Source organism: Kitasatospora sp. NPDC048296 (assembly GCF_043201815.1).
Lineage (GTDB): Bacteria > Actinomycetota > Actinomycetes > Streptomycetales > Streptomycetaceae > Kitasatospora.
On the sequence record NZ_JBICZB010000024.1, the window covers coordinates 98,812 to 106,781 of the forward strand.

The 7,970-nt window shown below is 73.9% G+C and carries 10 protein-coding genes; 4 read left to right on the plus strand and 6 right to left on the minus strand.

The annotated features are described in order from the left end of the window. Nucleotides 1-69 precede the first annotated feature (69 nt). On the plus strand, nucleotides 70-354 hold the full coding sequence (locus tag ACGF12_RS16955) for a DUF427 domain-containing protein (protein ID WP_393029905.1): 285 nt from the start codon (nucleotides 70-72) through the stop codon (nucleotides 352-354). A 125-nt stretch (nucleotides 355-479) separates the two neighbouring features. On the opposite strand, the gene ACGF12_RS16960 is transcribed toward ACGF12_RS16955, so the two are convergent. From ACGF12_RS16960 to ACGF12_RS16985, 6 genes are all read right to left on the minus strand, one after another. Further along, nucleotides 480-818: a hypothetical protein gene (locus ACGF12_RS16960; RefSeq protein ID WP_393029908.1), complete on the minus strand. Its 339-nt coding sequence runs from the start codon at nucleotides 816-818 to the stop codon at nucleotides 480-482. A gap of 103 nt (nucleotides 819-921) precedes the next feature. Beyond that, the gene (locus tag ACGF12_RS16965) at nucleotides 922-1,086 is read right to left on the minus strand and encodes a hypothetical protein (protein ID WP_387616524.1); all 165 of its coding nucleotides are present in this window, start codon (nucleotides 1,084-1,086) and stop codon (nucleotides 922-924) included. 183 nt (nucleotides 1,087-1,269) lie between these two features. Then, nucleotides 1,270-2,484, minus strand: coding sequence for a cytochrome P450 (locus ACGF12_RS16970; protein WP_393029911.1), 1,215 nt, complete (start codon nucleotides 2,482-2,484; stop codon nucleotides 1,270-1,272). An 88-nt stretch (nucleotides 2,485-2,572) separates the two neighbouring features. Further along, nucleotides 2,573-2,803, minus strand: a complete 231-nt coding sequence (locus ACGF12_RS16975; protein WP_393029914.1) for a ferredoxin — start codon at nucleotides 2,801-2,803, stop codon at nucleotides 2,573-2,575. Nucleotides 2,804-3,101: 298 nt separating this feature from the next. Further along, nucleotides 3,102-3,728 carry a DJ-1/PfpI family protein gene (locus ACGF12_RS16980; RefSeq protein WP_393029917.1) on the minus strand — a complete coding sequence of 209 codons (627 nt, stop codon included), beginning with the start codon at nucleotides 3,726-3,728 and terminating at the stop codon, nucleotides 3,102-3,104. A 211-nt stretch (nucleotides 3,729-3,939) separates the two neighbouring features. Beyond that, nucleotides 3,940-4,191, minus strand: coding sequence for a hypothetical protein (locus tag ACGF12_RS16985; protein WP_393029920.1), 252 nt, complete (start codon nucleotides 4,189-4,191; stop codon nucleotides 3,940-3,942). A 216-nt stretch (nucleotides 4,192-4,407) separates the two neighbouring features. Between ACGF12_RS16985 and ACGF12_RS16990 the strand changes: the two genes are divergently transcribed. The 3 genes from ACGF12_RS16990 (at nucleotide 4,408) to ACGF12_RS17000 (ending at nucleotide 7,836) form a co-directional block, all read left to right on the plus strand. Then, nucleotides 4,408-4,887, plus strand: coding sequence for a GNAT family N-acetyltransferase (locus tag ACGF12_RS16990; RefSeq protein ID WP_393029923.1), 480 nt, complete (start codon nucleotides 4,408-4,410; stop codon nucleotides 4,885-4,887). A 116-nt stretch (nucleotides 4,888-5,003) separates the two neighbouring features. Next, nucleotides 5,004-6,020 carry a CAP domain-containing protein gene (locus ACGF12_RS16995; RefSeq protein ID WP_393029926.1) on the plus strand — a complete coding sequence of 339 codons (1,017 nt, stop codon included), beginning with the start codon at nucleotides 5,004-5,006 and terminating at the stop codon, nucleotides 6,018-6,020. Nucleotides 6,021-6,201: 181 nt separating this feature from the next. Then, nucleotides 6,202-7,836, plus strand: coding sequence for a sigma-70 family RNA polymerase sigma factor (locus tag ACGF12_RS17000; protein ID WP_393029929.1), 1,635 nt, complete (start codon nucleotides 6,202-6,204; stop codon nucleotides 7,834-7,836). The last annotated feature ends 134 nt before the right edge of the window (nucleotides 7,837-7,970 follow it).

Below are 7,970 nucleotides of genomic sequence, written 5' to 3' on the forward strand. Positions count from 1 at the left end.
TCCGTCGCGTGCGTCCCGGTTTCCCCGAACCGCCCGGCGGATGATCGGCCGTGGGGCACAATCGCCGGTATGACCACAGCGAGTTGGCAGGGAGTCGTCGTCGCCGAGAGCGATGACACCGTCGTCGTCGAGGGCAACCACTACTTTCCGGCCGAGTCGGTCCGGGCCGAGTTCCTGCGGCCCTCCGAGGCCACCACGGTGTGCGGGTGGAAGGGCACCGCCGGTTACTACACCCTGGAGGTGGCCGGGCTGACCAATCCGGATGCCGCCTGGTTCTACGCCGACCCGAAGCCGGAGGCCGAGCACGTGCGCGGCCGGGTGGCGTTCTGGCGCGGGGTGGAGATCACCGGGTAGGGCGCACCGGAATCGTCCGCACCCCGCACCCCGCGCGCCCAGGGCCCGGCCGCGGCTGCCGTGGCCGCGGCCGGGCCGACGGTCGAGGGCCGGAGTACCCGTCGGCGAGCCCCCTTGCGGACGCGCTAGCCCGTGGGTGACGGCGGGGCCTCCGCTCCGCGCCCCGCCTTGACGCCGTTCACCATCGCCTGGTGGATCGCCCGCGCGGTGGTCTCGTCCGCCGCGGGCACCGGGCTGCCGGTGACCGTGTACCAGTCCAGCGCGCCGGTGTACTGCACGGTCAGCCGCGCCTCGCCGTCCACCCATGTGGTGTGCACGGTGAGGTCGCCGGAGATCGGACCGACCTCGGCGGTGGAGACCCCGCCGGGGCCGCTGATGATCGACTGAGTGGTCCAGGTCGCCCATGCGGTGCGCGGATCCACGGGCGGCTGGGGCTGCCGACGGGTTTGATCGTGTTCGGTCATGCGCCTATCCTCCCCCGCCGGTGAACCGCCGCCCGGGCAGTGACACCTGCGGTCGCAGAGACCGCCCGGTCCCGCCGGGCGGTTGAATCGGTGTGGCGGACGGTCAGCTGGTGGAGCCGGGTTCGTCCAGCATGGGGTCGCCCTCCGCCTGTGAGGTGTCCTGTGCGTGCAGGTTCTGCATCGAGGTGATGCCCTCCTCGGGATCGGCGGCGCGGACGTCCTCCTCGCGGTCGCTGCTCACCTCGGAGCGTTCGCTCATGTCCGTCATCGCGGGCTCCGTCTCCTCGGCCGGTCCGCGCGCCGGATCTCAGGCGCGGCAGGGCCGAACTGTCTTTGGCCCTTCAAGCCTGCCTCCGCCCCGGCGTGGGGGCCAGCCGGGTGACCCGGCGGGCCTTCCGGCTGCCCGGGCTGCCCGGACCCCGACGACCTCCCGGACCGCAACGGGGTGCGGTCACCAGGCCACCGGGAGCGAGCGCATCCCGTAGATGAACGACTCGGTGCGGAACTTCCGCTCGCTCGGTTCGACGGCCAGCCGCAGCCCGGGCAGCCGGCGGAACAGGGCCGCCAGCGCGATCTGGAGCTCGGCGCGGGCCAGCGGCTGGCCGAGGCACTGGTGCACACCGAAGCCGAAGGCCATGTGCCGCCGGGCGTCCCGGTCCAGGTCCAGCTCGTCCGTCGCCCGCTGCTCGGCACCGCCGAACATCGCGTCGTCCCGGTTGGCGGTGGAGAGCATCGCGATCACGCCCTCCCCGGCCCTGATCGTCTCGCCGCCCAGCTCCACGTCCTCCAGTGCCACCCGGGGAAGCCCGGTGTGCACGATGGTCAGCAGGCGCAGCAGCTCCTCCACCGCGCCGGGCAGGGCGGCCGGGTCGGCCAGCCTGGCGATCTGCTCCGGCCGCTCCAGCAGCAGGGCGGTCGAGAGCGAGATCATGTTCGCCGTCGTCTCGTGCCCGGCGACCAGCAGCAGCGACCCGGTGCTGGCGACGGCGTCCACGGTCAGGTCGTCCCGTGCGGCGAGACGGCTGAGGATGTCGTCCTCCGGCCGCTCCCGCTTCCGGGCCGCCAGGCCGCGGAGGTAGTCCAGGATCTCGGCCTGGGCCGCGGTGAGCTGTTCCAGGGAGCTCGTGTTGTTCAGCAGGGTCCGGCTCAGGCCCTGGAAGTGGTCGCGGTCGTCGTAGGGCACGCCGAGCAGCAGGCAGATCACCAGCGAGGGCACCGGCAGCGCGAACTCGGTGACCAGGTCGGCCTCCGTCCGGCCCTCCGTCATGGCGTCCAGCGTCTCGTCCACGATCTGCTGGATGCCCGGGCGCAGCGCCTCCACCCGCTTGACCAGGAAGTCCCCGGTGACCATGCGGCGCAGCCGGGCGTGCTCGGGGTCGTCGAGCCGCAGGAAGCTCGGGTTGGCGGCGAGCATCTCCCGGCGGCCGGGGGCCAGCAGCGGGAAGGACGGGTGGCGCACGTCCGCGCTGAACCGATGGTCGGACAGGACGGTGCGGACCTCGGCGTAGCCGGTGGCCAGCCAGCAGAGCTCGCCGCCGGGCAGGTCGGCGCGGACGATCCGGCCTCTGGCGGCGGCGTCGGTGTACGCGGGCGGCGGGCCGAACGGGCAGCCGCTGGAGTGGGGGGCCGGGACGGGGACGGCCTGGGTGGTGGGCGTGCTGGTCAAGGCGGGGTCTCCTTGCGTCGCGGTGTCCTCGGGTGGGGCTCGGCTCGATGGCGGATCGTCACCTTGGTTCCCCGGAACGGGGAATCGGCTATCCGGCTTCCGACTCCGAACTCGACTCCGGCTCGTCCTCGACGACGGTGATCGCACCGCCCGGGCAGAGCTCGGCGGCCAGTCTGACGTCGGCGAACTGGTCGGACCGGAGGGTGGTCTGACGGAGTTTCACCAGGCTGTCGTCGTCGTCCTGGTCGAACACCTCGGGGACGTTCATGACACACATCCCGGAGCTGCAGCAGCGGTTCCGGTCGACGCTCACCTGCATGGTCGGGCACCTCTCGCCAGTGCGCCGCCGGCTGTCCGACGGCCGCCTCTCGTTGTCATTGCCAACCTAGCCGCCACTGCTCCGCGCACGGAGGGTGCGGTGGCCGGATTGCCGAGAATGGCCGATTCGCCCCCTGTCGCGGCTTCCTTGCCGAACGGCAGGTTTGAATTTGACGTTACTCCGCCAAACGGTCGCTGTCACAGCCCCTCGGTGGCGACGGTGTCGGTCTCGGCGGCCCGCCGGCCGTCCCTGCCCCGGACGGCCCGGGGCTGGTCGGATCCCCGGCATCCGCCGCTCGTCAGCGTCGCCGGGCCGCGAGGTAGTCCTTCGCCTCCTGGGACGCCTTCCGGTAGGAGCCGGCGTCGAAGGGAGGCTGGGGGTCGTACTCGATGGCGAGTTGGAAGGCCTCGGCGGCGACCCGGCCTGCGGCGAGTTCGGCCAGGCGCAGGGCCATGTCGATGCCGGAGGAGACGCCGGCGGCGGTGATGATGCCGCCGGGCTGTTCCACGACGCGACGCTCCGTGTACTTGGCGCCGTACGACTCCAGGAGGTCGACGGCTCCCCAGTGGGTGGTGGCCTCCAGGCCGTCGAGCAGGCCGGCTGCCGCGAGCAGCAGGGCGCCGGTGCAGACCGATGTGGTCCACCGGGTCGTGGCGTGGACGCGCTGGATCCAGTCGAGCAGCGGCTGGTCGGCCAGGAGGCGACGGGTGGCCGGACCGCCGGGCACCACCAGGATGTCGGCCTTCGTGACGTCCTGGAAGGACTCCGTCGCGACCAGGCCGAGCCGCCCCTCGCCGTCCGCGTACGTGCCCGGCACGGCTGCGGCGAAGACGACGTCGGCGTCCGGCAGCATCCGGAGGATCTCGTAGGGGCCGACCACGTCGAGTGCGGTGAACCCGTCGAAGAGCGGAATGACGATGCGCACGGGCGTGCCTTTCGGAGGGTGTGCGGGGAGGAGCCCGCTCATCATGGCGCAGGCGGCGAGGGCGGGCACGCCGAGGTCGTCGTCGGGGTGGTCGGCGATCCGGGCGAGGACCTCGTGCGGTGGTGCCCGGTCCGGGCGGACCAGTCGGCGAAGGACCGGTCCTCGCAGCCGCCGACGGGCGCCTGAGGCCGCCTGAGGCCACCGAACCGGATCAGGAGCCCTCTCCGCGCACCAGCCGCAGGGCGGGCCTCGGGCGCCCCCACTCCACTCCCACCTCCGCCTTCGCCGCCTCCGCGGCCTCCTCTGCCCGGAGGAGTTCCGCCTCCCGCGCGCCCATCGCGCGGAAGCGGGCCTTGCGCTCCTCGTCGGCTTCCGCGGTGCCCGGGTAGAGGACCACGTAGCGGCCGCCCTCCCCGTCCTCCCACGCGTAGCTCCGGTACTGCGGGGTCGGCTCATCCGCCACGGGGAACCTCCGGTCGTTGCCCTCGGGGTGACCCACCGTAGGCGACGGGCCCGGGCCGAGGAAGGCGCGTCACTCTTCCGGGTGGTCCGCCGGCATCGGGGAAGCCGCCGGAGTGGCGTGCGGGGCACCGGGTGTTGGCCGCGGTGGAGATCGGCGGCCGGGCCGGCGGGTCGTCATGCTGGCTCTCCACCGTCCACCCGATCGAGGGAGACCGAATTGAGCACCACCGCCGTGAACCGTTGGACCGTCGGCGTGCCGGAGGCCGGCGACTATCCGGCCTGGCGTGAACTCTTCCGCGGCTACTGCGAGTTCTACCGGGTGCCGATGCCGGAGGAGAAGGCCGAGCTGGTGTGGTCCTGGCTGACCGACCCGGCGCACGAGTTGGAGGGCCTGCTGGTCCGGGACGCGGACGGGACGCCGGTCGGGCTCGCGCACTTCCGGCCCTTCTCCCGGCCGCTGCACGGCGCGGTCGGCGGGTTCCTGGACGACCTGTTCGTCGCCCCCGAGGTGCGGGGCGGCGGCGCGGTGGACCTGCTGCTGGCCCGGCTGCGGGAGATCGCCGCCGGGCGCGGCTGGAGCACCGTGCGCTGGATCACCTCGGACGACAACCACCGGGCGCGCAGCAAGTACGACCAGGTGGCCGTTCGGACCATGTTCGTCACCTACGACATGGCCCCGGAGGGCCCGACCTGCTGAGGCTGTCACCAGGCTGACGGACATTCGTTCGGACTTTCTGTTATCGGCGCACCGCCGGGGGGTCTCCCAGGTGTCGGCACCCGAACCCGCCGACCTGGACAGAAAGCAGTGGCCACGTGAACAGCGACGACAGGACGACCATCATCCCGGCGAGCGGCGGCCCCGGCGGCTCCCACGGTCGCCCCGGCGGGCGGGCCGCGCGGCGGGCCGCCCAGCGGCTGGGCGGTCGTGGCCGCCGGGCGCGAAGGCGCGGCGGGCTGCTGCCGGTCACCGCAGTCGTCGCCGCCGTGGCCGGGACGGGGCTGGTCGCGGCGCTGGCCGGCGCCGGGTACGCGGCCTACGGCGGCAAGCAGACCGACCGGGACCTCGCTGGGCAGGCGGTCGCGGCCGACGCGCTGATCGCCGCCGAGCTGGGGACGCACCAGGGCATCCAGGTGCCGGGCACCGGGGGAGCGATACCCGTGCCCGGCGGCGGTACGCCGGGCAGCGCGGGGGCCACCGACCCGTCGGCCACCCCGAGCGCGCCGGCCTCCCAGAGCGCGACCGCCTCGGCCTCCCCGACCGCCCAGCCCACCGCGACGGCCACCGCGACCGCCCAGCCCACCGCCACCGCCAAGCCGAGCCCGACCGCGACCCGCTCTGCCGCGAGCGGCGCCGGTGCGGGAGCCGGGGCCGGTGGTGCAGCAGCGGCCACCGCCCAGCGCGCCGTGGCCAGTTCGGCTCCCACCCCGGTCGGCGGCGGCCCGTCCTCCTCGTACGCCCAGCAGGTGGTGGACCTGGTCAACGCCGAGCGGGCCAAGGCCGGTTGCGGCCCGGTCGCCGCCGAACCCCGGCTGGCCAGCGCGGCCCAGTCGCACAGCGACGACATGGCCGACCGCAACTACTTCGACCACGCCAGCCCCGAGGGCTACCACGCCGACCACCGGATCGAGGCCACCGGCTACCAATGGAGCACCTGGGGCGAGAACATCGCCCGCGGCCAGAAGGACCCGGCGGCCGTGATGGACGCCTGGATGAACAGCCCCGGCCACCGCGCCAACATCCTGAACTGCGCGTTCAAGCAGCTCGGGGTGGGCGTGCGGACCGGCTCCGGCGGTCCGTGGTGGACCCAGGTCTTCGCCGCCCCCTCCTGATCGTCACCGGGCATCTCCACCGGGCGAGGCGGCTCCGGCACCGGGCCGGGGGAGGCTCCGGCACCGGCCCTCGACCGGGCCGATTTTCCGATTCCGCGCACATTGTTGTTATCTGATCACTCCCCACAGGTCTCCGAGGAGGCAGCGGCGGACGGAAACACGGCAAGACGGAGTGCGGACCATGAACGCTGATGTGCAGAACAGGGCCGGGACGACCCTGGTACTCGCGGCGCAGGCAGGCGATCGGCAGGCCCAGGAGGCGCTGGTCGCCGCCTGGCTGCCGCTCGTCTACAACGTGGCCGGCCGGGCCCTCGGCGGCCACGCCGACGTGGACGATGTCGCCCAGGAGACCATGATCCGCGCCCTGGACGGCCTGGACGGGCTCCGCGACCCGGAGTCCTTCCGGTCCTGGCTGGTCGCCATCACCATGAACCAGGTGCGCCGTCGCCATGCGGCGGGGCAACAGCAGCCCACCGTCGGCGGATTGGACGAGACCTGGGAAGTCCCGGACCCCCGAGCCGACTTCACCGATCTGACCATCCTGCGCCTGGGCCTCTCCGGTCAGCGCCGCGAGGTGGCCGAGGCCACCCGCTGGCTGGACCCGGACGACCGCGAACTGCTCGCCCTGTGGTGGCTGGAGGCCAGCGGCGAACTCACCCGCGCCGAGCTCGCCGAAGCCATCGACCTGTCCCCGCAGCACGCCGCCGTCCGCGTCCAGCGGATGAAGAAGCAGCTGGAGGCCGGCCGGATGGTGGTCCGCGCCCTCGGCGCCTACCCGCGCTGCCCCGGGCTCGCCGAGGTCACCGCCGGCTTCGACGGCACCCCCAACTCGGTCTGGCGCAAGCGCATCGCCCGGCACATCCGCAGCTGCGGCGCCTGCGACGGCCTCGGCCGCGACCTCTTCCCCGCCGAAGGGCTGCTGGCCGGCCTCGTCCTGGTCCCGATCCCGATGGACTCGCCCGCCCTGCTGCACTTCCAGCACACCGCGGCCACCGCCGCCACGACCGCCGTGCACTCCACCGCGGCCGCGGGAGGCGGCGCGGCCGGAACCGGCGGAGGCGCCGGAACGGCCGGCGGCGCGGGCACCGGAACGGCCGGCGGCGCGGGCACCGGAACGGCCGGCGGCTCCGGCGCCCACGGCGGTTGGGCCGGGACCGCCGCCCGCAAGGCCGCCCTGGCAGGCGGCGCGGCCGCAGCGGTGGCCGTGACCACCCTCGCCCTGGTCTGGCCGAACCACACCGAGCCGCCGCGCGTCACCACACCCGAACCGACCGCCCCGGCCGCCGCCCTGGAGGCTCTGCCGACCCTGGTCGCGACCCCGTCGGCCACCCCGACGCCCACGCCCACGCCCACGCCGACACCCACCACCGAGACCCCGACGCCGACTCCCACGCCGACCACGACCCGGCCGACCACCGCCGCACCGTCACCCACCCCGGAACGGCAGCTCGTGGACCTGGTCAACGCCGAACGCGCCAAGGCGGGTTGCGCCCCGCTGCGGATCGACCCCCGGCTGCACAGCTCCGCCCAGAAGCACGCCGACGACATGGCCGCCCGCAACTTCTTCGACCACGTCAACCCCGACGGTGTCCGTCCCGACGCCCGGATCACCGCCGCCGGCTACCGCTGGTCCCAGTGGGGTGAGAACCTCGACCGGGGCCCGACCGCGCCCGCGACCGTCTTCTCCCGCTGGATGGACGGCGGCATCCACCAGTCCAACATGCTCGACTGCGGCTTCAAGGACATCGGCATCGGCGTGGCCGGCAGCCCCGCCGGCACCCTGTGGACCCAGGACCTCGGCGCCCCGCTGTCCTGAGCGGCTCCCTCCCGCAGGCCCGCCTGGTCGCCGACCGGGCTAGGAGCGTGGGTCGGTAACGAGCAACTGGCCGGGTGGGTTTGATCGCCGCGATCGGTCGCGGTCGCCCGGTCCGTGCTCGCCGCGCCGGTGGT